The organism is Mesorhizobium sp. CO1-1-7 (assembly GCF_020164885.1).
Classification (GTDB): domain Bacteria; phylum Pseudomonadota; class Alphaproteobacteria; order Rhizobiales; family Rhizobiaceae; genus Mesorhizobium; species Mesorhizobium australicum.
The window spans coordinates 32283-53750 of sequence record NZ_JAIUHA010000013.1 but is presented as its reverse complement, the minus strand read 5'-3'; the positions used below and the strand labels follow the sequence as shown (position 1 = coordinate 53750).

The 21468-nt window shown below is 63.5% G+C and carries 20 protein-coding genes; 16 read left to right on the top strand and 4 right to left on the bottom strand.

Annotation, left to right across the window (positions count from 1 at the left end; genetic code table 11):
• Nucleotides 1–85 precede the first annotated feature (85 nt).
• Complete coding sequence (locus LB516_RS25720) at nt 86–880, top strand: GGDEF domain-containing protein (RefSeq protein ID WP_140660958.1); 795 nt, start codon at nt 86–88, stop codon at nt 878–880.
• A gap of 253 nt (nt 881–1133) precedes the next feature.
• Here the strand turns inward: LB516_RS25720 and LB516_RS25715 are convergent, their stop codons facing one another.
• Complete coding sequence (locus LB516_RS25715) at nt 1134–2966, bottom strand: ATP-binding protein (protein WP_224720592.1); 1833 nt, start codon at nt 2964–2966, stop codon at nt 1134–1136.
• A 154-nt stretch (nt 2967–3120) separates the two neighbouring features.
• Here LB516_RS25715 and LB516_RS25710 point away from each other — a divergent pair, with 154 nt between their 5' ends.
• Genes LB516_RS25710 through LB516_RS25700 form a run of 3 tightly spaced genes read left to right on the top strand, consistent with a single transcriptional unit; the run spans nt 3121 to nt 4570 of the window.
• A complete protein-coding gene (locus LB516_RS25710; protein WP_224643542.1) occupies nt 3121–3684 on the top strand; it encodes a helix-turn-helix domain-containing protein in 564 nt (187 codons plus the stop codon).
• A gap of 4 nt (nt 3685–3688) precedes the next feature.
• Nucleotides 3689–3997, top strand: coding sequence for a hypothetical protein (locus LB516_RS25705; RefSeq protein WP_015317285.1), 309 nt, complete (start codon nt 3689–3691; stop codon nt 3995–3997).
• Between the two features lie 42 nt (nt 3998–4039).
• Complete coding sequence (locus LB516_RS25700; protein WP_140822181.1) at nt 4040–4570, top strand: GNAT family N-acetyltransferase; 531 nt, start codon at nt 4040–4042, stop codon at nt 4568–4570.
• A 10-nt stretch (nt 4571–4580) separates the two neighbouring features.
• Here LB516_RS25700 and LB516_RS25695 read toward each other — a convergent pair whose 3' ends face one another.
• Nucleotides 4581–5462 carry a LysR family transcriptional regulator gene (locus LB516_RS25695; RefSeq protein ID WP_224583584.1) on the bottom strand — a complete coding sequence of 294 codons (882 nt, stop codon included), beginning with the start codon at nt 5460–5462 and terminating at the stop codon, nt 4581–4583.
• Between the two features lie 118 nt (nt 5463–5580).
• Between LB516_RS25695 and LB516_RS25690 the strand changes: the two genes are divergently transcribed.
• Genes LB516_RS25690 through LB516_RS25680 form a run of 3 tightly spaced genes read left to right on the top strand, consistent with a single transcriptional unit; the run spans nt 5581 to nt 7536 of the window.
• Nucleotides 5581–6732, top strand: a complete 1152-nt coding sequence (locus LB516_RS25690) for a gamma-butyrobetaine dioxygenase (RefSeq protein WP_224720591.1) — start codon at nt 5581–5583, stop codon at nt 6730–6732.
• Nucleotides 6729–7313, top strand: coding sequence for an HD domain-containing protein (locus LB516_RS25685; protein WP_015317289.1), 585 nt, complete (start codon nt 6729–6731; stop codon nt 7311–7313). Before LB516_RS25690 ends, LB516_RS25685 begins: the two co-directional genes overlap by 4 nt.
• 28 nt (nt 7314–7341) lie before the next feature.
• Nucleotides 7342–7536, top strand: a complete 195-nt coding sequence (locus LB516_RS25680; protein ID WP_140724120.1) for a hypothetical protein — start codon at nt 7342–7344, stop codon at nt 7534–7536.
• On the opposite strand, the gene LB516_RS25675 is transcribed toward LB516_RS25680, so the two are convergent.
• Complete coding sequence (locus tag LB516_RS25675; protein WP_140615746.1) at nt 7524–9332, bottom strand: NAD(P)/FAD-dependent oxidoreductase; 1809 nt, start codon at nt 9330–9332, stop codon at nt 7524–7526. The two genes, LB516_RS25680 and LB516_RS25675, sit on opposite strands and share 13 nt — an antisense overlap.
• A 444-nt stretch (nt 9333–9776) precedes the next feature.
• On the opposite strand from LB516_RS25675, the gene LB516_RS25670 reads away from it, so the two are divergent.
• From LB516_RS25670 to LB516_RS25630, 9 genes are all read left to right on the top strand, one after another.
• Nucleotides 9777–11573 carry an acetolactate synthase 3 large subunit gene (locus LB516_RS25670; protein ID WP_140615748.1) on the top strand — a complete coding sequence of 599 codons (1797 nt, stop codon included), beginning with the start codon at nt 9777–9779 and terminating at the stop codon, nt 11571–11573.
• 77 nt (nt 11574–11650) lie between these two features.
• Nucleotides 11651–12226, top strand: coding sequence for an acetolactate synthase small subunit (gene ilvN / locus LB516_RS25665; protein WP_013894763.1), 576 nt, complete (start codon nt 11651–11653; stop codon nt 12224–12226).
• 424 nt (nt 12227–12650) lie between these two features.
• Nucleotides 12651–13247, top strand: a complete 597-nt coding sequence (locus LB516_RS25660) for a LysE family translocator (RefSeq protein ID WP_140615749.1) — start codon at nt 12651–12653, stop codon at nt 13245–13247.
• A gap of 235 nt (nt 13248–13482) precedes the next feature.
• Nucleotides 13483–14745 carry an efflux RND transporter periplasmic adaptor subunit gene (locus LB516_RS25655; RefSeq protein WP_140615751.1) on the top strand — a complete coding sequence of 421 codons (1263 nt, stop codon included), beginning with the start codon at nt 13483–13485 and terminating at the stop codon, nt 14743–14745.
• A complete protein-coding gene (locus LB516_RS25650) occupies nt 14742–17903 on the top strand; it encodes an efflux RND transporter permease subunit (RefSeq protein ID WP_140660968.1) in 3162 nt (1053 codons plus the stop codon). Before LB516_RS25655 ends, LB516_RS25650 begins: the two co-directional genes overlap by 4 nt.
• Before the next feature lie 78 nt (nt 17904–17981).
• Nucleotides 17982–18587 carry a nitrile hydratase subunit alpha gene (gene nthA, locus LB516_RS25645; RefSeq protein ID WP_224720590.1) on the top strand — a complete coding sequence of 202 codons (606 nt, stop codon included), beginning with the start codon at nt 17982–17984 and terminating at the stop codon, nt 18585–18587.
• Entirely contained in the window at nt 18584–19243 is a 660-nt protein-coding gene (gene nthB / locus LB516_RS25640) for a nitrile hydratase subunit beta (RefSeq protein WP_224720589.1), read from the top strand. The genes nthA and nthB overlap by 4 nt, the downstream gene beginning before the upstream one ends.
• Entirely contained in the window at nt 19230–19595 is a 366-nt protein-coding gene (locus tag LB516_RS25635) for a nitrile hydratase accessory protein (RefSeq protein WP_015317299.1), read from the top strand. The genes nthB and LB516_RS25635 overlap by 14 nt, the downstream gene beginning before the upstream one ends.
• 126 nt (nt 19596–19721) lie before the next feature.
• The gene (locus LB516_RS25630; RefSeq protein WP_224720588.1) at nt 19722–20849 is read left to right on the top strand and encodes an ATP-dependent RecD-like DNA helicase; all 1128 of its coding nucleotides are present in this window, start codon (nt 19722–19724) and stop codon (nt 20847–20849) included.
• 30 nt (nt 20850–20879) lie between these two features.
• On the opposite strand, the gene LB516_RS25625 is transcribed toward LB516_RS25630, so the two are convergent.
• Nucleotides 20880–21308 carry an STAS/SEC14 domain-containing protein gene (locus LB516_RS25625; protein ID WP_015317301.1) on the bottom strand — a complete coding sequence of 143 codons (429 nt, stop codon included), beginning with the start codon at nt 21306–21308 and terminating at the stop codon, nt 20880–20882.
• Nucleotides 21309–21468: the final 160 nt, after the last annotated feature.

Genomic DNA, 21468 nt, shown 5'->3' with positions numbered 1-21468 from the left:
GGTTCTCGCCGAAGTTGTCGGAATTAACGCTCCGTAAGTCGGTCCCTGCGATAAGGTCATGGGGTATTTTTCCATCGGGGAGCAGATGCGTTTCCACAAAGCGGAATCCGCTTTTTTCGTCTTTATCTTCGTGATCCTGGCTGCTGGCCTGGTGACCCTGCACGCCTATGGGCAACTGCAATCCTTCGCCACGGAGCTCCATACGGCCTCCGGCCTGGACAAGGTCATCTACCTCAACAAGCTTCTGTTCGCGACCGGCGTACTGCTCGCCACCGCGCTGTTTTTCGGCATCTTCTTCATCTATCCGCTGATCCGCAAGCAGGCGACCGAAGAGGGCAAGCTGCGCGCCATGACGGTGTCGCTCAGCGCCCGCTCCGAAACGCTCGAGCATGCCGCCCTGACCGACGGCCTGACCGGCATGCAGAACCGGCGCTATTTCGACGACGCGCTGAAGGAATATCTCGAGGAGTTCCGGCGCATCGAAAAGCCGGTCGGGCTGATGATCCTCGATCTCGACCATTTCAAGCAGGTCAACGACACGCACGGCCACGATGTCGGCGACGAGGTGCTCAAGGCTGTCGCCAGATGCCTCAGGGACATGACACGTTTCCACGATGTGGTCGCGCGCCTGGGTGGTGAGGAGTTCGCCGTGGTCACGCCCAACATGGAGGCGGACCTTCTGGCCAAATTCGCCGAGCGCATCCGCAAGGCGATCGCCAACATGTCGATCCTCTCCGGCAACAATGTCCGGCTCAAGATCACCACCAGCGTCGGGCTTGCCGTCTGGGATCGCAAGGAAACGGCGGAGGAATTTTATCGCCGCGCCGACCGCCAGCTCTACGAAGCCAAAAGGCAAGGCCGCAACCGCGTCTGCGCCTAAGATCCCATCACTGAATTCGTGATGCTGGCCGCTTGATGCCGGCTTCTGCGCTTCCGGCCTTCGCCGGCCGAAGCACTTATGAGACGTTGCGCTTTAAGGCTGCGGCCGGCGAAGGCCGGTGCTCACGGACCAAAACACCGATCGGCTCAGCCTGACCAACTCCCTGACGGGCTTCGCCCAAGCTTTCCGACGAAGACGGGATAGGCCGCTTGCGCGGATTCTCGGGACTATTCGTAGAGGCGTGACGCTCAGCTCAATCGTTCTGCGGGCGCAGGCCGAAGGTCGCGGGTTTGAGGCCGTAGCGTGTGTCGAAATCTTCGTCCGACTGCACGCGCGCCGCCGCCGGCGCTTTGCGGTAGTCGGGGTCGCCGGCCTGCCGGCCGGAATCGACCACCTCGGCGAAAGCCATCGCCTGGCTCTGCGGTTTCGGCACGTTGCGCAGCCGCTCCACGATCGCCACAAGGTCGACCTCGCCGGCCTTGGACGTCACGTCTTCCTCGCGCTTGGCCGTGCCCGGAAGCAGGTGAGCGGGCAATCTTTCGAATTTCAGCCGCATGGTCGTCGCTACGCCTTCGCCGAAGGCGATCGCTTCGCGCTGGCCCATGGAGGACAGGAAAGCGAGCGTGGATGCGGAAGAGTCTGCGATTGCCGAGCGGATGATCGCCTGGTCCTGCTCGTTGGCGAGCCGCATGGCGAAGAAGGTCGAGCACTGCGACAGGATAGTCGGGTCGAGCTCGCCGGGGCGCTGGGTGACGACGCCGAGATAGCAGCCATATTTGCGGCCTTCCTTGGCGATGCGCGACAGCGCGTGCCGCGTCGGCGCGAAGCCGAGACGCGCATCGGCGGGCATGTAGCGGTGCGCTTCCTCGCATAGGAACAACAGCTGCAGCTTGCCTTCGCTCCACAGAGCAAGGTCGAAGGCCAGACGCGCCAGCACCGAGCAGACGGAATTGACCACTTCCGACGGCATGCCGGCCATCTCGAAGCAGGTCACCGGACGGCCATGATGCGGCACGCGGAAGATGTTGCCGATCGTCTCGTGGATGGTGTCCTCGATCAGGCGCGAATTGAACATGAAGCGGTAGCGCGGATCGGCCGCCGCCGATTCGATGCGTGTCTTCAGCGATTTGAGGGTCGGACGATCGGTCTTGCTTTCGAGCATGCCCATGCGCTCGTCGATCTGCTTGAGCAGGTCGGCGATACGGTAGGGCACCGGCGTATCGGCGGTCAGCGCATCGCTGCCGCGCCTGAGGTAGGTGCCTGAACCGGGGTTGCGATAGAGATTCTTGGCGAGCGGAATGAGGTCGCGAAGGGCATCGATCTCTTCCGGCACCGTCTCGCGTCCGCGAAACAGCACTTCGGCGAATTCCTCCAGCGTGAACATCCAGAACGGCAGGTCGAGCGTCTTGGAATCGACCCTGACGCAATATTCTGGCAGCGAAGCCGCGAACTCGTTGTGCGGATCGAGGATCAGGATGCGCAGGTCCGGTCGCGCCGCGATCGACTTGCGCAGCAGCAGCGACACCGCTGTCGACTTTCCGACGCCGGTCGTGCCGACAATGGCGAAGTGGCGCGCCAGCGTGTCATCGATGGCGATGTTGGCGGCGATCGCCTCGTCCTGGGCCAGCGAGCCGATGGTGATGGAATGGCGGCCGGCTAGGTCATAGACCGCCTGCAGGTCGCGGGTGCGGATGCGGTGCGCGACGGCGCCGATATGCGGATAGATGGTGATGCCGCGGTCGAAGATCGGCCTGGCCCCGGGTTCGGCGCCGTCACGGACTTCGCCGATCAGCTCGATGCTGACCTCGATGGCGTTCTGGCCGTCATTGTTCCAGGCCAGATCCGACTTGCCGATCGCGTAGACCAGGCCGACGGTTCGTGTCGTGCCAAGGTTGATCGAGATCATCTTGCCGACCGTCCACAGGCCGGTGATCGCGCCGTCGGCGTCGTCGGCATAGGCGCTGATGGTGGCGCGCGCACCGTCGCATTGCACGACATTGCCCAGGATGCGCTTGTCGTTTTGGTCGGCTGTGCGGCGCTCCTGCGATGTCGGTTCTCCGACTGAAGCTTCGCGTTCGACATACATGGACAGGCCAATCCCCATTTCCCTTGAGGCCGTACCCTACAGGAACGGGGTTAAGGTCGGATGAGGTCGGATGGTGTAGAGAGGATTAAGGTCCTGGTGAAAATTGCTTTGAAATGGCTCTTCACGCGCTTGTCTGTTTCGTTATAATGGACGAATGGATGATATAGCGAACGACATTTCCTCGACCATCGGCAGGCGTATCCATACCGAAAGGACCATGCGGGACTGGTCGCTGGCCGAGCTCGCCGAACAGTCCGGTGTTTCCAAGGCAATGCTGAGCACGATCGAGCGTGGCATGACCAGCCCGACGGCGGCACTTCTGGTGCGCATAGCGGCTGCCTTCGGCATGACGCTCTCGACCCTCATCGCGCGGGCGGAATTGCAGGGCGGCGGGCTGCTGCGCGCGGCCGGCCAACCAGTGTGGCGCGACCCCGACACAGGCTATGTCAGGCGGCATTTGTCGCCGGCCTGCGACATGCCGCTCGAACTGATCAAGGTCCATCTGCCGGCGGGCGCGAAGGTCAGCTTGCCGGCGGCTTCCTACGCCTTCATCAAGCAGCAGATCTGGCTGATCTCGGGAAAACTCGAATTCACCGAGGGTGACCAGGTGCACAGGCTCGAACCGGGCGACTGCCTGGCGCTCGGAGCGCCGTCGGATTGCACCTTTCATGCGCTGGAGCCGGGCGCCGATTATCTCGTCGCCCTGGTCAGGAGCTGACGTCATGGCACGACGGCCAAAGCGCTCCCACAATGGGGGGCCGCCTCTTGACGACTACAAGGGGCCGCCATGGGGCAAGGGCGATCCATACATCTTCCTGGCCTGGCAGGCCGCGCACGCCAATGCATGGAAGGCGCCGAGCCGCGAAGTCATGCTGATGCGGATGGACAAGGCCGAACGGCTGGGCCTGACCTATGAGGAGTACACGCTCGAGATCCTGGAGCGCGGTCGGCATCTCAAGGAAGAAGACACCGAACGCATCGGCGCCATCAAGGCCGCGCGCAAGCGGCGGCGTGTGCGCCATCTCGACTGAAGCGGCGCTGTCGACCCATCAATCGTTTCCAGAGGACCAGATATGAACGTCATAGAAATCGGGCCGTTGACCGCAAGCCGGGAAACACTCGCACAGCTGACCGATCTGCTGGTCGAAACGGCTGCCGCCGGCGGATCGGTCAGCTTCATGCATCCGCTGGCGTTGGATGTTGCCAGCGCGTTCTGGGAGACGTCGCTGGCCGCGGCGGCACGAGGGCAAAGAATGGTGCTTGGGGCATGGGACGGCGGCGCTCTGGTCGGCACCGTCACCCTGCTGCTCGACTGTCCGCCCAATCAGCCGCATCGGGCCGAGATCGCCAAGCTGATGACATCGGTCGGGCAGCGGGGCAGGGGTGTCGGGACGCGCCTGATGCGAGCCGCCGAACGCCTCGCGGCGGAGAAGGGACGCACGCTGCTGGTTCTGGATACGGCGAGCGAAGAGGGTGCGTCGGGACTTTATGAGAAGCTCGGCTTCACCTTGGCCGGCGAAGTTCCGGACTATGCGCTGAAGCCGCATGGCGGGCTGACGGGCACGCTGATCTACTGGAAGCGCATCGGCACAGCGTCGCGGTAACGCCAGTCACTCATGCCTTCCCGGCGAGGCGCTTCAGCAGCCAATGGCGGAAATCCTGCTCGGCGCTGGTCAGGTGCGCGGTCGACGGCCTCGTCAGGAAATGCCCTGACGTGCTGGGCAGCTCAAAAACGGAAAGCCGGACCAGCGCTCCGCCGTCGAGCGCCGCGTCGATTAGGGGCCGCGACCCAAGGAGGACGCCGGCACCGGCGCTCGCCGCATGCATGGCGGCAACGAAACTGTCGAAGCGATGCGAGCGCCGGGGATGGCCGGCCAATCCGGCCGCCGCGAACCATTCGGCCCACATCTCGCGTGCGCCGGCCACCAGAAGCAGCGGCAGCGATGTCCAGTCGGCGGCACTGGCCAAGGCCGGGCTTGCCACCGGCACAAGCCGCTCGGCGGTCAGCCTCTCGGCCTCGCGTCCGGGAAAGGATCCGTTGCCGAAACGGATGTCGAGCGCCGAGCCTGGCAAATCGTAGTCGGTCGGGCGATGGATCGTCACCAGATCAAGCTGGATGCGCGGCAGCGCCTCGGCGAGGTCGGGCAGCGCCGGACCCAGCGCCAGCAGCGCAAACGAGATCGGCACCCGGAGCGAGACGGTCTGGACGGCGCGCGGTTCGAACAGTTCCGTGGTGCTGCTGCCAATGGTGGCGAAGGCCGACTGGATGTGGGGCAGGTAGGCGGCACCTTCCGGCGAAAGCGCGACCCCACGCGCCAGCCGCGAGAACAGACGCGTCTTCAGCCTTTCCTCGAGCAGCCGGATGTGCTGGCTGACGGCCGCCTGGGTCAGGCCGAGTTCGGCTGCCGCCGCGGTGAAGTTCGACAGCCGTGCCGCAGCCTCGAAACTGCGCAGCCAGTCGAGTGGAGGGAGGGTAGGAGCGGTTCGCCGAGCCATTACCAAATCGCTGCCATTGGCCAAAAAATGATAATTGGAATTATGCCTTTCGGGAGGTCAACATGCAATCCAAACCACGGTACGAACCGTGGGCAACAAGGCGACAGGACGGATTTCCATGCTCACCCACGTGCTGGTTGGCGATGAAGGCAGAACAATCGAACTTGGTTGGACAGACGGCAAGCGTACCCGCTTCCACGCCGTCTGGCTGCGCGACAACGCGCTTGACGACAAGACGCGCAGCGCCGGCAATGGCCAACGCCTGATCACCATCCTCGACATTCCGGCGAAGACGAGAATTGGCGCTGCCGCCATCAAGGCCGGAGCGCTGGAGATCAGCTTCGAGCCGGAGGGAAAAACGGTCAGCTTTCCCGCCCAATGGCTGCGTGCGAACGCCTATGATCGCGACGAGACACGCCAGCCTGGTTGGACAGGCGATGTCATCCAGCGCTGGACCAGGGCGACGATGCAGAACGCGGTGCCGCGCGCCAGCTATCCGGCGGCCTTGCATGGCCGCGGTGTCCTGCGCGAATGGCTTTCGGCGGTGAGGACTTATGGTTTTGCGGTGATGGACGGGCTGCCGGCCGAATCCGGGGCGCTGTGCAAGGTGTCCGACCTGTTCGGCTATGTCAGGGAGACCAATTACGGGCGCTGGTTCGAAGTGCGCGCCGAGGTCAACCCGAACAATCTCGCCTACACCAATCTGGGCCTGCAGGCGCATACCGACAATCCCTATCGCGATCCGGTGCCGACGCTGCAGATCCTGTCCTGCGTCGAGAACACGGTGGAGGGCGGTGAATCCAGCGTCGTCGACGGCTTTGCCGTCGCGGCCGCTCTTCAAACGGAAAATCCCGAAAGTTTTCGGCTGTTGAGTTCCCATGCGGCGCGGTTCGAATATGCGGGGTCGTCCGGCGTGCGGCTGCAGGCGAAGCGCCCGATGATCGAGCTTGGACCCGACGGCGAACTGATCTGCATCCGCTTCAACAACCGTTCGCTGGCGCCGACCGTCGACGTGCCGTTCGCCGAGATGGGCGCTTATTATGCCGCCTACCGCCGCTTCGCCGAGCTGATCGAGGATCCATCCTTCGAAGTCACCTTCAAGCTTGAGCCCGGCCAGGCCTTCATCGTCGACAACACCCGCGTCATGCATGCCCGCAAGGCGTTTTCCGGCACCGGCAAGCGCTGGCTGCAGGGATGCTACGCCGACAAGGACGGCCTGTTGTCGACGCTCGCGGCGATCGAACACGGCTTCAAGGAGGCTGCGGAATGATCGGCCAGGATCTGAACGCGGACACCATCGTCGAATTCATCGCCGACATTTTTGAGCGCCGGGGCGCCGAATCCTATCTCGGCGAGCCGGTGACGATGTCCGAGCATATGCTGCAAGGGGCTTGGCTGGCGGAACAGGATGGAGCCCCAGACGTGCTGGTGGCCGCCGCGCTGCTGCACGACATCGGCCATTACACCAGCGAGTTCGGCACCTATTCGCCTGACGATGTCGAGGACAAGCACCATGACGAGGCCGGCGGCGAAGTGCTGGCGCCGTTCTTCCCGCCTGTCATCGTCGAGTGCGTCCGGCTGCACGTTGCCGCCAAGCGCTATCTCTGCGCCGCCGACCCGACCTATTTCTCCAGGCTGTCGCCGGCTTCGGTTCATACCTTGTCGCTGCAGGGCGGACCGATGAGTGCCGACGAGGTGGCTGCGTTCCGCGAGAACCCGTTCCATGAGGAAGCGGTGCGGGTTCGCATCTGGGACGAGGGCGGCAAGGTCGCCAACATGCGGACGCGGGCGTTTCGCGACTATGTGCCGTTGCTGCAGCGCGTCGTGCACGACTTCGCCAATCGGCCCTGACGAGACCAATGATCAGGAGGAGACAGCCATGTGCTTCTGCTTCGACGGCGAAAGCGCGGTGGCGGCATACCGGCCCTGCCGCGAGCGTTTGGCTGACGAGGGCGTTTTCACGCCATCGCCGACCAGCCCCAGCGGCGAACTCGCCGCTGCCGCCTTGTTCGACGTCGCCGACGCGGGACAGGTTCACCGTGTCGATGCGGGAGAAGCGACCTATCCCTTGTGATGGACCTGCTGCAATCCATAGACAGGTGTTGGCAAGCCAACCTGCCGGGCTTTGAGCTGCAGCGCCAGATATTGCGAATAGTGGCGTGACTGATGGAGGTTGCCGCCATGGAACCACAGCGCCTCCTGCTGGGTCGGCTTCCACATGTTGCGCTGCTCGCCTTCCCAGGGGCCGGGATCCTTGGCGGTGTTGGAGCCAAGGCCCCAGACCTTGCCGACCTTGTCGGCCACCTCCTGCGAGATGAGGTCCGCCGCCCATCCGTTCATCGAGCCGTAGCCTGTGGCGTAGATCACGAGATCGGCCGGCAATTCGGTGCCATCGGCGAATTTGACGCCGGTTTGCGTCAATTCCCGCACCGCCGCACCTGGTCCGCTCTTGAGCTTGATCGAGCCGTCTATGACCAGGTCGCAGGCGCCGACATCGATGTAGTAGCCCGAACCCCGGCGCAGATATTTCATGAACAGGCCTGAGCCGTCATCGCCCCAGTCGAGCAGGAAGCCGGCCTTCTCAAGGTCCGCGTAGAACTTCGCGTCGCGTTCCTTCATCTGCTGGTAAAGCGGGATCTGGAACTCGTGCAGGATGCGATAGGGCAGGGAGGCGAAGATCAGGTCGGCCTTGCGCGTCGTCATGCCGTTCTCCACCGCCTGCTCGGAATAGAGTGCGCTGAGCCCGATATCCATCAACGTGTCGGACTTGACAATATGGGTGGAGGAGCGCTGCACCATGGTGACGTCCGCGCCACCCTCCCAGAGAGCCGCGCAGATGTCGTGGGCGGAGTTGTTGGAGCCGATGACCACGACCTTCTTGCCGCGATATTTGTCGGGGCCGGGATGGGTCGAGGAATGCTGCTGCTCGCCCTTGAAGATGTCCTGGCCCTTGTATTTCGGCCAGTTCGCCTTGCCGGACATGCCGGTGGCCAGCACCAACTGCTTGGGCTTGAGGACGATCTCTTCGCCGTCGCGTTCGACCACGACGGTCCATTCCTTGGCCGTCTCGTCGTATTTCGCGGATTTAGCCGAGGTGGAGGACCAGTAGTTCAGCTCCATCACCTTCGTGTACATCTCCAGCCAGTCGCCGATCTTGTCCTTCGGGGCGAAGACCGGCCAGTTCTTGGGGAAGTCGATATAGGGCAGATGGTCGTACCAGACCGGATCGTGCAGGCAGAGCGACTTGTAGCGCTTGCGCCAGGAATCGCCGGGACGCTCGTTCTTCTCGATGATGATGGCCGATACGCCGAGCTGGCGCAGGCGCGCGCCGAGCGCAATGCCGCCCTGGCCACCGCCGATGATCACGACATAAGGCTGTTTGCCGCGGCCGAGTTCGGCGATCTCGTCATCACGCTCCTCGCGCCAGGATTTCCTGTCCTTGCCGTGACCGTGCTTGGCGCCGAGCGGCCGATTGAAACCGGCCTTCTCCTCATGGCCCTTGAGCTCGGCCATGGTGGTGAGCAAGGTCCAGATCAGGTCGCCCTTGAACCGCACCAGGCCGAAGCCGCGCGCCACCTCGGTCTCGAAGGTGATCCAGGCGGTGGTGACGCCGTCCGCCTCGGTCGCCTCCTCGCCGTCGGCCACCTTCCAGTCGCTCGGCCGGGTTCCAGCCAGGGTTGCTTTCAGCATGTCGCGGACCTGCTCCTGGCCCTCCATCGTCCGGAGATTCCAGGTGAAGGTGACGAGGTCGCGCCAGTAGCAATCCGCCTGGAAACAGTTGACCGCCGCGTCGATGTCGCCGGTCTCCAGCGCCTTGCCAAGCTTGTCGAGCAGGGCCTGCGCCTTCGTGGTGGGTGTTCTCTCGAGCATGGTTTCTCCTCCGGTTGTCGGTTTCCAAGAACGCCTGTTCGGGCTTCCACTGGAACAGCAAGCGGCCGGCCAGGACCTCCCTGCCTGGAATGGGACTCCCATTCGCCGGCAACGCGTCTCCTCCCAGGCACGTCGTCAGCCCGGCATAGTGGTGCGTCGATGGGATGGGCTCAACTGTACTATGGTAGCGCGCGGCGGAGCCGATCTCACGGCTGAGTGAATTCGTGCGGTACCCCATTGACGACCCCGCGACTTCGCCTTTATGGTCCGCCACCATGAAAACGGCACTCATTCTCGTAGGAAGGCGCGTGGGCAAGGCGGTGTAACCGCCGGGCGAAATCCCCCCATGCGCAGAAACAGGCTCCCTCGGGGGCCTTTTTTATTGCCTGAAACACGACTAAACGACCAGCAACGCCCAATGGCGGACAGTACGGGACCAGACCGATGAGCAATGGACAGAACGAGCGGCGCGAGATGGCAGGTAGGGAAATGACCGGCGCCGAAATGGTGGTGCAGGCGCTGAAGGACAATGGCGTCAAGCATGTCTTCGGTTATCCCGGCGGCGCCGTTCTCCCGATCTATGACGAGATCTTCCAGCAGGACGAGGTCGAGCACATCCTCGTGCGGCACGAGCAGGGCGCCGGCCATGCGGCAGAGGGATATGCGCGGTCGACCGGCAAGGCCGGCGTCATGCTGGTGACATCGGGTCCCGGCGCCACCAATGCGGTGACGCCGCTGCAGGATGCGCTGATGGATTCGATCCCGCTGGTCTGCCTGACCGGTCAGGTGCCGACCTCGCTCATCGGCTCCGACGCGTTCCAGGAATGCGACACGGTCGGCATTACGCGGCCCTGCACCAAGCACAACTGGCTGGTGAAGGACGTCAACGAACTCGCCGCGACCATCCACGAGGCCTTCCATGTCGCGACGACCGGCCGTCCCGGTCCGGTCGTGGTCGACATCCCGAAGGACGTGCAGTTCGCCAAGGGCTTTTATGTGCCGCCGCAGATCGCGCCGCGCACCAGCTACCAGCCCAAGGTCCAGGGCGACCTGGAGAAGATCAAGGCGGCGGTCGAACTGATGGCCGGCGCCAGGAAACCGGTGATCTATTCGGGCGGCGGTGTCATCAATTCCGGCCCGGAAGCGAGCCATCTCTTGCGCGAACTGGTCGACCTCACCGGTTTCCCGATCACCTCGACGCTGATGGGGCTCGGCGCCTACCCGGCGTCGGGCAAGAACTGGCTCGGCATGCTCGGCATGCACGGCACCTACGAAGCCAACATGGCCATGCATGACTGCGACGTCATGCTCTGCATCGGCGCGCGCTTCGACGACCGTATCACCGGCAGGCTGAATGCGTTCTCGCCGAACTCGCGCAAGATCCACATCGATATCGATCCGTCCTCGATCAACAAGAACGTCCACACCGAAGTGCCCATCATCGGCGATGTCGGGCGCGTGCTGGAAGACATGGTGCGGCTGTGGCGGGCAACCGCCAAGGCCGACAAGAAGGCGCTCTACCCCTGGTGGGAGCAGATCGCCAAATGGCGCGGGCGCGATTCACTCGCCTTCAAGATGAACAACGACGTGATCATGCCGCAATACGCCATCCAGCGGCTGTACGAGCTGACCAAGGACATGGACACTTACATCACCACCGAGGTCGGCCAACACCAGATGTGGGCGGCGCAGCATTATCATTTCGAGAAGCCGAACCGCTGGATGACCTCGGGCGGGCTGGGCACGATGGGCTACGGCCTGCCTGCCGCGCTCGGCGTGCAGATCGCGCATCCCGATGCGCTGGTCGTCGATATTGCCGGCGATGCTTCGGTGCAGATGACCATGCAGGAGATGAGCGCCGCCGTGCAGCACGACGCGCCGATCAAGATCTTCATCCTCAACAACCAGTATATGGGCATGGTGCGCCAGTGGCAGCAGCTGCTGCACGGCAACCGGTTGTCGCATTCCTACACCGAAGCGATGCCCGATTTCGTCAAGCTGGCCGAGGCCTATGGCGGCCACGGCATTCGCTGCGACAAGCCAGACGAACTGGACGACGCGATCAAGGAGATGATCTCGGTCAGGAAGCCGGTGCTGTTCGACTGCCGCGTGGCGACGCTCGCCAACTGCTTCCCGATGATCCCGTCAGGCAAGGCGCATAACGAGATGCTCTTGCCGGACGAGGCCACCGACGAGGTCGTGGCCAATGCAATCGACGCCAAGGGCAGGGAACTGGTGTAGACGACGGACCGGGGCAGGGCTTGTCAAATAAGCCGTGCGGAAACAGATAGTTAGATCAAGAATTTGAGATTCATGTCATGAACGCACAGCACCTTCAACCCACCGGCTCCGCCTACTTCATCGCCAAGGAGACGGAACGGCCGGAAAACCACACGCTTTCCGTGCTGGTCGACAACGAACCGGGCGTGCTTGCCCGGGTCATCGGCCTGTTTTCCGGCCGCGGCTACAATATCGAGAGCCTGACCGTCTCGGAGACCGAGCATGAAAAACACCTGTCGCGCATCACCATCGTGACGCGCGGCACGCCGCATGTGCTGGAGCAGATCAAGCATCAGCTCGAGCGCATCGTGCCGGTGCATCGCGTGGTCGATCTCACCGTGCGTTCGCACGAGTTCGGACAGGAGCGGCCGCTGGAACGGGAACTGGCGCTGGTCAAGGTTGCCGGCACCGGCGAGGCCCGGGTCGAGGCGCTCAGGCTCGCCGACGCGTTCCGCGCCAGCGTCATCGACGCCAACACCGAGCATTTCATCTTCGAGATCACCGGCAAGGGCTCCAAGCTCGACCAGTTCATCGCCATCATGAAGCCGCTAGGCCTGGTCGAGATCTGCCGCACCGGCGTGGCAGCCATGAACCGCGGCCCGCAGGGGATGTAGCAGTCATACGAAATTAAAGTTCAGCAATCACGGTCGGGCGAGGCATCCGAAAAGCGAACTGAGACTTGGTGGCGCATGACCCCACGACAAGATCTGGTGATACATGTGATGATGTACGCAATGATCGCATACTCGATCTGGGTGCTTGCCCACGGCTGGGTGACGATGACAGTCCCAGCCTTACGAGGCAATGAATGGGTTGTCTATGCGGATAATCCAACCAGATTCTGGGACCTGATCTTCTTCCACGCGGGGTCCATTGTCATCTTCAGTTGGCTTCTCTGGGCTCTGAAGTATCGCCGTCGGAACTAACGCGCCGCTGGCCGTACAGGCGGATCACTGCGGCGCGCATTGGACCACTCGAATGACGTTGCGTCCGGCGCCCGGTCGATTTAAGTCAGTATTGCTGACCTCTTGAGCCGTCATGACCCTCGACGCCTTCCTTGCCCTGCTGCTCTACGCCCTGGTGACCTCGGTCACGCCGGGCCCGAACAACTTTATGCTGCTGGCGTCGGGCGTGAATTTCGGCATCGTGCGGACTATCCCGCATATGCTCGGCATCAGCATCGGATTTCTCGTCCTTTTGCTTGCCGTCGGCTTCGGGCTTGGGGCGGTGCTGACCGCGTTCCCCGCGCTGCACACCGGGCTTAAGATCGCCGGCGCCGTCTATCTGCTCTACCTCGCCTGGAAGATTGCCATGTCGCGCTCGCTCAGCGGCAAGGGTGAGACGGATGCGCGGCCGATGCGATTCATCGATGCGGCGGCCTTCCAGTGGGTCAACCCCAAGGCTTGGGTGATGGCAATCACCGCGATGGCCGTCTATACCAATCCCGAACGGCCATTCTTGTCCATCATTCTGATCGGCGTGGCCTTCACCGTGGTCAATCTTCCCAGCGTCTCGGTCTGGGCCGGATTCGGCACGGCACTACGCGGCTTCCTGTCCGACCCGGTGCGGTTGAAATGGTTCAACATCGCCATGGGCGTGCTGCTGGCGGCGACGCTTTGGCCGATGCTGCGCTAGATAAGGCTGCCCTCTCGGAGGGCATTTTTCGGAGCCCATCCGGCTTCCGGCTTTGAGGATAGCCGGCTGCACAGCTATTGTGCAGTGCACATTAAATCTTCGTAATGCCGTGTTTTGGCCCTTTTCCGACAAACCCGCGTCCTATCTATTCGGCGAAATCGCGGCAGTGAGCCGGGAATTGCGCTAGAATACGACCACCTGGCTATGGCGTGTAGGACGGAGAGGTCTTTTGTCGATGCGTGGAAAAGTCATGCTTTCATTGCTGGCGGTCGCCTGTGTCGGCGCGGCCTGGCTCTATCTGTCGCCGGACGCGCTGAACAAGGCTCAGCAGTTCCTCGGCGCAAAGCAGGTCGCCGCGACAGACAAGCCAGCGACCGAAAAGCCTGCGGCGGGGGACAAGGCGGCGGGTGGCGGCAACGGTGCCCGTTCGGCGTCAATCGTTTCGGCGACGGCTACGACCGCGGATTTCCCGATCCGCCGCTATGCCATCGGCTTCGTCTCCTCTCCGGCCGTGGTCAACATCAATGCGCGCGTCTCCAGCCAGATCGTGTCGATCGACGTCAAGGACGGGCAGATGGTGAAGGCGGGCGACCTCCTGTTCTCGCTCGACGACCGGGCGCTGAAGGCGCAACTCGCCAAGGACCAGGCAGCGCTTGCCAAGGACCAGGCGCTGCTCGCCAGCTCGAACTCCGACCTTCAGCGCGCCAAGGACCTTGTCGCCAAGCAGGCCGGTACGCAGCAGACCTACGACCAGGCCGTTGCCGCGCAGAAGGCGGCGGCGGCGACCGTCGATGCCGACAAGGCGACGATCGACGCCGACAATGTCCAGCTTGGCTTTGCCACCATCACCGCGCCGATCGCCGGCAGGCTGGGTGCCGTGAATGTCGCCGTCGGCGACCTCGTCACCGTCAGCAACGGCAACAGCAGCACGGCGACGCCACTGGTGACCATCACCCAGATGGACCCGCTGCAGGTCAACTTCAATCTGCCGGAAAGCAACCTTGCGCTGCTTCACAAGGCGCTTGCCAATCCGCAGCAGAACGCGGTGACGTTGATCCAGAACGGCGACCCGACGCCGATCGGCAAGGGCACGCTCGATTTCGTCGATTCCAGCGTCGACACCGCATCGGGCACGATCGCGACGCGGGCAAGTATTCCGAATGCCGATCTTTCCCTTTGGCCGGGCCAGTATGTGAATGTCGTGCTCGACGCCGGCATCATGCCGCGGATGACCTCGGTTCCGACCGTGGCGGTGCAGCCCAGCCAGAAGGGGCCGTTCGTCTACGTGGTCAAGCCGGACAGCACTGTCGAGATGCGGCCGGTGCAGGTGGCGCTGACCGAAGGCGCAAACAGCGCCATCAGCCAGGGGCTGAAAAGCGGCGAGAAGGTCGTCACCGAGGGCCAGACAAGGCTGAAGAACGGCGCCGCGGTGCATGAAGGCAAGGCGGCCGCGCCGAAGGTTGCCGAGGCGACCAACGCCGGCGAGGCGGCCCAATGATCTCCGAATTCTGTATCCGCAGGCCGGTCGCCACCCTTCTGATGTCGTTCGCCCTCGTGCTGGGCGGACTGTTCGCCTACAAATTCCTGCCGGTGGCGGCACTGCCGAGCGCCGAATTCCCGGTCGTCAATGTCTCGGCCTCCCTGCCCGGCGCTTCGCCGGAAACCATGGCCACGTCGGTGGCGACGCCGCTGATCAAGCAGTTCGCGACGATCGCCGGCATCGATTCCATTTCGACCACCAACTCGCTCGGCCAGACCTCGATCGCCATCCAGTTCGTGCTCAACCGCAACATCGACGCGGCCGCCGCCGACGTCCAGGCGGCGATCGCGCGCACGCAGAAATCGCTACCGCCGCAGATGACGGCGCCGCCAAGCTACCGCAAGGTCAATCCGGCCGATGCGCCGATCCTCTTGATGTCGCTGGTTAGCGACACGGTGCCGCTGACCGACCTCGATGCCTTCGCCGAAAACGTCATCTCGCCGTCGCTGTCGACCATCGACGGCGTCGCGCAGGTCTCGATCTTCGGCCAGCAGAAATACGCGGTGCGCATCCAGATCGATCCGACCGCGCTTGCCGCGCGCGGCATCTCGATCGATCAGCTGCAGGCGGCGGTCGCGTCCGCCAACAGCAACACGCCGCTCGGCGTGCTGCAGAACAACAAGCAGCAGCTCACCATCACCGCCAACACGCAGCTTACCGACGCGGCCGGTTTCTCAAACCTCATCATCGCTACCAAGAACGGCCACCCGGTGCGGCTGGGCGAGGTGACCCGTGTCGTCGATTCAGTGCAGACCACCACGACCGCAAGCTGGTATGACGGTACCCGCGCGATCATCATGGCGGTGCAGCGCCAGCCGGACGCCAACACGGTCGACGTCGTCGACAAGGTCAAGGCGATGCTGCCGTCCTTCCAGGACCAGATGCCGGCCGCAGCCCAGATCAAGCTGCTCAACGACCGCTCGAGCTCGATCCGCCAGGCGGTCGACGACGTGCAGTTCACGCTGCTTTTGACCATCGCGCTGGTGGTGATGGTGATCTTCGTGTTCCTGCGTCGCGTCACGGCGACCATCATCCCGGCCGTGGCGGTGCCGATCTCGCTGATCGCCACGCTCGGCGCGATGTTCCTGTTCGGCTTTTCCATCGACAACATATCGCTGATGGGCCTGACGCTCGCCGTCGGCCTTGTCGTCGACGATGCCATCGTGATGCTCGAAAACATCTTCCGCCATATGGAAGAGGATGGGCTGTCGGCCTTCGACGCGTCGCTGAAGGGCGCGCGCGAAATCGGTTTCACCATCATCTCGATCTCGATCTCGCTGGTGGCGGTGTTCATCCCGGTGCTTCTGATGGGTGGCGTGATCGGGCGCATCTTCAACGAGTTCGCCGTCGTGGTGACCGTCGCCATCCTGGCCTCCATGTTCGTGTCGCTGACGCTGACGCCGATGTTGTGCTCGCGGCTGCTGTCGGTGACCAAGGCCGACCGCGAGGCACATGGTGCTGGCCACAAGCGCGATTTCCTCACGCGCGGCTACGATCGGATTCTGAGCTTCTGCCTGCGGCACACCTTCCTGGTGTTCCTCGTCTTCGTCGGCACCGCGGCAGCCTCGGTGTGGCTGATCGAGGTTTCGCCGAAGGGTTTCTTCCCGCAAGAAGATATCGGCCAGATTTCGGTGACCACCATCGCGCGCCAGGACATTTCGTTCGACGCCATGGCCAAGCTGCAAGGGCAGGTGGCCAGCGTGTTCTCGAAGTCACCCTATGTCGACCATGTGGCGTGGTCGGCGGGCAGCGGTAACAATGCGCTGAACCAGGGACAGCTCTTCGTCCAGCTCAAGGGCAAGGACCAGCGTCCCGATATCGAGAAGGTGCTTGCGGATCTGCGCAAGCAACTGGCCGGCGTGGCGGGCATCGAGACCTACATGCAGCCGGTGCAGAATCTGCGGCTCGGCTCGCGCTCGTCGGCCAGTGCCTACCAGCTCGTGGTTCAGGGCCTCGATACCGGCCTGACGGATCAGTGGGCGCAGAAACTGAATGACGCGATGGCGGCCGACCACACGACCTTCACCGACGTCACCAGCGACCTGCAGAACAACGCCTTGCAGGCGACGCTGGTGGTGGACCGCGACAAGGCCGCCCAACTCGGTATCGACACCGACACGCTGCGCTCGGCTCTTTATGGCGGGTTCGGCACCGACCAGGTTTCAACGATCTTCGGCTCGGCCGACAGTTACGAAGTCATCGCCGAACTCGATCCCAAGATCGAATGGTCGCCGGAGCGGATGCTTGCCATCCAGATGCGGACGGCGAGCGGCAGCCTGGTGCCGCTCGGCGCCTTCGCCAGGGTCGACCGCACGGCCGGAGCCTTGACGGTCAACCAGCTCGGCCAGCTTCCGGCGGTGACGATCTCCTACAACCTGCCGCAGGGCGTGGCGCTGGGCGACAGTGTGAAACGCATCGACGCGCTGAAAGAGCAGATCGGCATGCCGACGGCGATCTCCACGACCTTCGCCGGCACCGCCAAGACCTTCCAGGATTCGCTTGCCAACCAGGGCCTGCTGGTCGGCGGCGCCATCCTGACCATCTATATCGTGCTCGGCATTCTGTATGAGAGCTTCATCCACCCGCTCACCATTCTGACCGGCCTGCCGTCGGCTGTGCTCGGGGCGGTTGTTGCCTTGCGCTTCGCCGGCATGGATCTGTCCGTCATCGCGGTGATCGGCATCCTGATGCTCATCGGCATCGTCAAGAAGAACGGCATCATGATGGTCGACGTCGCGCTTGAACTGCGACGAGAGGGCATGTCGGCCACTGATTCCATCCACAAAGCCTGCCTGATGCGGTTCAGGCCGATCATGATGACGACGCTGGCGGCACTGATGGGCACGTTCCCGATCGCGCTCGGCACCGGCGCCAGCGCGGAACTGCGCCAGCCGCTGGGCGTTGCCGTCGTCGGCGGCCTGCTCGCCTCGCAGGCGCTGACCCTGTTCGTGACACCGGTGATCTACGTCTACATGGAGAATTTCTCGGGCTGGCTGGTCGGACTCATGCCGAAGCGCAAGGCCGAGTTGCACCTGGTCGAAGAGGGCGACCAGCCCTCGCTGTTCGGCACCAATGACGACATCCCCGGTGAGCCGCAGAAGACCGCCGCCGAGTAGCAGGTCGCCACGCACCCAGTTCCGCTGGCCCAAGCCGTGATACTTGCGGCCGGCGGATCGGAACTTTAGTTTGCCGTCATGTCCCACGATCATGACCACGACAACGAACTCGATCCGTTTGCCGCGCGTGTGCGCGCGCTGGAAACCATCCTGACCCGCAAGGGGCTGATCGATCCGGCTGCGATCGACGTCATCGTAGATACCTACGAGACGAAGATCGGTCCGCGCAACGGCGCCCGGGTGGTGGCCAAGGCCTGGAGCGATCCCGCTTTTGCCGCGTGGCTGAGGCGCGACGCGACGGCGGCGATCGAATCGCTGAGCTATACCGGTCGGCAAGGCGAGCATATGCAGGCGGTGTTCAACACCGGGAATACCCACAACCTCGTCGTCTGCACATTGTGCTCCTGTTATCCGTGGTCGGTGCTTGGCCTGCCGCCGGTGTGGTACAAGGCGCCGCCCTACAGGTCGCGCGCGGTGATCGATCCGCGCGGCGTGCTCGAGGAGTTCGGGCTGGTGCTGCCGGCCGGGACGAAGATACGCGTCTGGGATTCGACGGCGGAACTGCGCTATCTCGTCGTGCCGATGCGACCGGAGGGAACCGAAGGCTGGAGCGAGGAGCGGCTGGCCGAGCTGGTGAGCCGCGATGCCATGATCGGCACGGCTCTGGCGATTCACCCGGCATGAACGGGCCGCAGGATCTCGGCGGACAGATGGGTTTCGGGCCGGTCGCGCCCGAACGAGACGAGCCGTATTTCCATGCCGACTGGGAGAGGCGGGCGCTCGGCTTGACGCTCTGCGCCGGCGGCATAGGCGCCTGGAACATCGACGAGAGCCGGCACGCACGGGAATCGCTGCATCCGGCCGATTATTATGGCTCCAGCTACTATCAGATATGGATCAAGGCGCTTGAGATCTTGCTCAAGCGGCATGGTTTCGTCAGCGAGCGCGACCTCGGGGCGGGCGAGGCGATTGATCCGGCGGCGACACCCAAAAGAGTGCTGAAGGCGGAAAACGTTCCCGCTGTGCTGGCCAAGGGCGGTCCTTGCGATCGGCCGGTGGAGACAGCGCCACGATTCAAGGCCGGAGATTCGGTGCGGACGAAAAACTTCAACCCGACCGGCCATACCAGGCTGCCGCGCTATGCGCGCGACAAGCAGGGCACCATCGAGGCGGTGCGCGACGGCTTCGTCTTTCCCGACAGCAACGCGCATGGGCAGGGCGAGAATCCGCAATGGGTCTATACCGTGGTTTTCGATGGCACGGAAATCTGGGGCGAGGGCGCCGACCCGACACTAACCGTCTCGATCGACGCCTGGGAGAGCTATCTTGAGCCGGCCTGAAGCGAAGGGATCCGCCGCCAGTTTGCCCGCCGGCTTCGACGCACCGGTGTTCGCCGAGCCATGGCAGGCCGAAGCCTTCGCCATGACTGTGGCGCTGCACGACAAGGGCCTGTTTTCGTGGAACGAATGGGCTGATGCCCTGTCAGCCGAGGTGAAGAAGCCGGATGCCGCGGCGGACGGCCATGACTATTACGAGCATTGGCTGGCGGCGCTGGAAGGGCTGCTCGCCTCCAAGGGGCTGGCTGCCAAGCCGGACGTCGATGCGATGGCGCGGGCCTGGGAGCGCGCCGCGCACGCCACGCCACACGGCAAGCCGATCCTGCTGGAGAACGATCCGCACGCTGCCAACTGAATTTTCGTTCCCTTTACGTTCTTGCTTGCGGCTGATAGCCTGAACAGCAGGGAAGTTCGCCACCGGCGTGTCGATGGTGGTGGCGGCGATCTTGTGTTTGCCTCGCGAATCCGGTCACACGATCAGATGGAATTTTCACCCCAACAAGATGAGGCGCTGCAAGCGGTCGCCCGCTGGCTGAAGACCGGCACGCCGCAGCTGTTCCGGCTGTTTGGCTATGCCGGCACCGGCAAGACGACGCTGGCGCGCTATTTCGCCGAACATGTCGACGGCCAGGTGCAGTTCGCAGCCTTCACCGGCAAGGCCGCCCAGGTGCTGCGCTCCAAGGGCGCGGTCAACGCCCGCACCATCCATTCGCTGATCTACCGGCCCAAGGGCGAGGAATCGGTGGCCGACGAGGTCACCGGCAAGACCTCGATGTCGCCAACCTTCTCACTCAACCGGCAGAGCCCGATCTCGCGCGCCAAACTGGTCGTCATCGACGAGTGCTCGATGGTCGACGAGCAGCTTGGCCGTGACCTGATGAGTTTCGGCACGCCGATCCTGGTGCTGGGCGACCCCGGCCAGTTGCCGCCGATCTCGGGTGGCGGCTTCTTCACCGACCATAAGCCAGACTTCCTGCTGACCGAGATCCACCGGCAGGCGCGCGACAATCCGATCCTGCGGCTGGCGCTCGATGTGCGCGAGGGCCGCGAATTCATGCGCGGCGACTACGGCACCGCGAAGGTGATCGGCAAGGAAGACGTCAATCAGGAACTGGTGCTGAGGGCGGACCAGGTGCTGGTCGGCACCAACCGCACGCGGCGGCGCTACAACCAGCGCCTGCGCGAGCTCAAGGGCTTCAATGCCGATTATCCGCAAGCCGGCGACAAGCTGGTGTGCCTGCGCAACGATCCCGCCAAGGGCTTGCTCAACGGCTCGCTGTGGAAGGTGATGACCTCGTCGCGCGAGACGGTCAAGCCCGGGATCAATCTTCTGGTTTCGCCCGAGGAGGACGATCCGGATCGCGGCGTCGCGAAAATCAAGTTGCTGAAGGCGGCGTTCGAGGATCCTGACGCCGAAATCCCTTGGCAGCAGAAGAAGCGCTTCGACGATTTCGACTATGGCTATGCGCTGACGGTGCACAAGGCGCAGGGCTCGCAGTGGAACGAGATCGTGCTGTTCGACGAGAGCTGGGCCTTCAAGGAAACGCGCCAGCGCTGGCTTTACACAGCTATCACCCGGGCCGCCGAACGCCTGACCATCGTCAGGTAGAAAGCTCGGCGGGTAGCCGGGAGAACCGTTTCATCCTCTTTCTGGAGCGGCGGTCGCCTCCTCACTCGTCGGCCGCGCGCCGAGCCATTCCCAGGCAGCGGCTTCGTCCTCGATCTTGAAATGCCTGAATTCGACGGGCGAGGAAGCCGGCAAGGCGTGTCGTGCGTTCGGCGTCCAGTCAGGGGCGCCGATCGCTGCGCAACGGCCAATATGTTCCAATGCATGGACGGCACCCTTCTTGATGGTCTCGTCCGAGATGTCGGCCCAGTCGACGCCCTCGTGATCGACTATGCGCACGGCCACGTCGATTTTCTGATGGAGCAAATAGGCCGCCTCCAGCAGGCCGAACAGGTTTTCGGCATCGGCGGCCGAGACATGGCCGACCACATCGATGGCAAAGAGGTCGTCGCGGCTGGTCTCGATGCGTCGGATCGCCGGCACGGATTGGAGGAAATTCAAGATGGTGCCTCCCTTTCGTGGAGTATGTTGGTCTTCTGGAACACCGGAAAGGCCCTATCTGTTCCCGTCAAAGACGCTATAGATGCGCCGTCTCAAATGCGCCGTGCCGGAACGAATGAGGGTGGCGCGCCTCGATCGCCTGTTTCACGGACGCCAAACC

What these genes read in the sequence shown, in the direction of transcription:
- LB516_RS25720 (WP_140660958.1), top strand. Translation starts at nt 86, where the DNA reads ATGCGTTTCCACAAAGCGGAATCCGCTTTTTTCGTCTTTATCTTCGTG.
- LB516_RS25630 (WP_224720588.1), top strand. Translation starts at nt 19,722, where the DNA reads ATGGAATTTTCACCCCAACAAGATGAGGCGCTGCAAGCGGTCGCCCGC.
- nthB (WP_224720589.1), top strand. Translation starts at nt 18,584, where the DNA reads ATGAACGGGCCGCAGGATCTCGGCGGACAGATGGGTTTCGGGCCGGTC.
- LB516_RS25660 (WP_140615749.1), top strand. Translation starts at nt 12,651, where the DNA reads ATGACCCTCGACGCCTTCCTTGCCCTGCTGCTCTACGCCCTGGTGACC.
- LB516_RS25715 (WP_224720592.1), bottom strand. Translation starts at nt 2,966, where the DNA reads ATGTATGTCGAACGCGAAGCTTCAGTCGGAGAACCGACATCGCAGGAG.
- ilvN (WP_013894763.1), top strand. Translation starts at nt 11,651, where the DNA reads ATGAACGCACAGCACCTTCAACCCACCGGCTCCGCCTACTTCATCGCC.
- LB516_RS25710 (WP_224643542.1), top strand. Translation starts at nt 3,121, where the DNA reads ATGGATGATATAGCGAACGACATTTCCTCGACCATCGGCAGGCGTATC.
- LB516_RS25690 (WP_224720591.1), top strand. Translation starts at nt 5,581, where the DNA reads ATGCTCACCCACGTGCTGGTTGGCGATGAAGGCAGAACAATCGAACTT.
- LB516_RS25675 (WP_140615746.1), bottom strand. Translation starts at nt 9,332, where the DNA reads ATGCTCGAGAGAACACCCACCACGAAGGCGCAGGCCCTGCTCGACAAG.
- LB516_RS25705 (WP_015317285.1), top strand. Translation starts at nt 3,689, where the DNA reads ATGGCACGACGGCCAAAGCGCTCCCACAATGGGGGGCCGCCTCTTGAC.
- LB516_RS25685 (WP_015317289.1), top strand. Translation starts at nt 6,729, where the DNA reads ATGATCGGCCAGGATCTGAACGCGGACACCATCGTCGAATTCATCGCC.
- LB516_RS25650 (WP_140660968.1), top strand. Translation starts at nt 14,742, where the DNA reads ATGATCTCCGAATTCTGTATCCGCAGGCCGGTCGCCACCCTTCTGATG.
- nthA (WP_224720590.1), top strand. Translation starts at nt 17,982, where the DNA reads ATGTCCCACGATCATGACCACGACAACGAACTCGATCCGTTTGCCGCG.
- LB516_RS25655 (WP_140615751.1), top strand. Translation starts at nt 13,483, where the DNA reads ATGCGTGGAAAAGTCATGCTTTCATTGCTGGCGGTCGCCTGTGTCGGC.
- LB516_RS25700 (WP_140822181.1), top strand. Translation starts at nt 4,040, where the DNA reads ATGAACGTCATAGAAATCGGGCCGTTGACCGCAAGCCGGGAAACACTC.
- LB516_RS25695 (WP_224583584.1), bottom strand. Translation starts at nt 5,462, where the DNA reads ATGGCTCGGCGAACCGCTCCTACCCTCCCTCCACTCGACTGGCTGCGC.
- LB516_RS25670 (WP_140615748.1), top strand. Translation starts at nt 9,777, where the DNA reads ATGAGCAATGGACAGAACGAGCGGCGCGAGATGGCAGGTAGGGAAATG.
- LB516_RS25680 (WP_140724120.1), top strand. Translation starts at nt 7,342, where the DNA reads ATGTGCTTCTGCTTCGACGGCGAAAGCGCGGTGGCGGCATACCGGCCC.